Source organism: Pseudomonas sp. 2(2015) (genome assembly GCF_000955865.1).
Classification (GTDB): Bacteria; Pseudomonadota; Gammaproteobacteria; order Pseudomonadales; family Pseudomonadaceae; genus Aquipseudomonas.
The window spans coordinates 1-514 of sequence record NZ_JYOF01000036.1 but is presented as its reverse complement, the minus strand read 5'-3'; the positions used below and the strand labels follow the sequence as shown (position 1 = coordinate 514).

General features: G+C 60.7%; 1 protein-coding gene and 1 pseudogene. Both read right to left on the bottom strand.

Annotated features, from left to right (window positions below; all coding sequences use genetic code 11):
• On the bottom strand, positions 1-312 hold a 312-nt coding region (locus UB48_RS28435; protein ID WP_306764916.1), incomplete at its 3' end, for an immunoglobulin-like domain-containing protein.
• Positions 284-460: pseudogene (locus UB48_RS28430) on the bottom strand (immunoglobulin-like domain-containing protein); the annotation flags it as partial. The pseudogene UB48_RS28430 and the gene UB48_RS28435, both read right to left, overlap by 29 nt.
• Positions 461-514: the final 54 nt, after the last annotated feature.

Sequence of the window (514 nt, the reverse complement as noted above, 5' to 3'; positions counted from 1 at the left end):
GATGCTGTTGGTCAGGTCCGGATTGGTGGTGTGCACGTTGTTCGGTGCAACGAAGTCCACGGTTCCCGAGCTGGAACCCACAGGGATAGTGATCTGCTGACCGTTGGCCAGGTTGATCACCAGCGCGGAGCCAGTCACCGGAGCAGTGACGGAGGCGGTGTAGGTGACAACGCCGCCTTCGGTGACGCTTGGGGTAGCGGTCAGCGTGACGGTGCTGGTGTCGATGGTATCGGTGGTAGACGTCGTCTTCCGGCGCTGGAACAGTGATGCTGCCCTCGGTCTGACCTGCCGCGATGGTGATGACTTCACCATTGCTCAGGGTGACTTTCATTTCGGTGCCAGCCGGGTTGGTCAGCGTGGCGGTGTAGATGATGTCGCCGCCTTCGGCGACGGAGCCGGTGGCAGTGAGTTTCAGACCGGTAGTGTCATCGGTGCCTGGACCATCAGTAACGGTGGTCACCGGATTACCTGCGGTATCCAGCTTCTCGTAGTTGCCACCGGTGGTGCTGGTGAT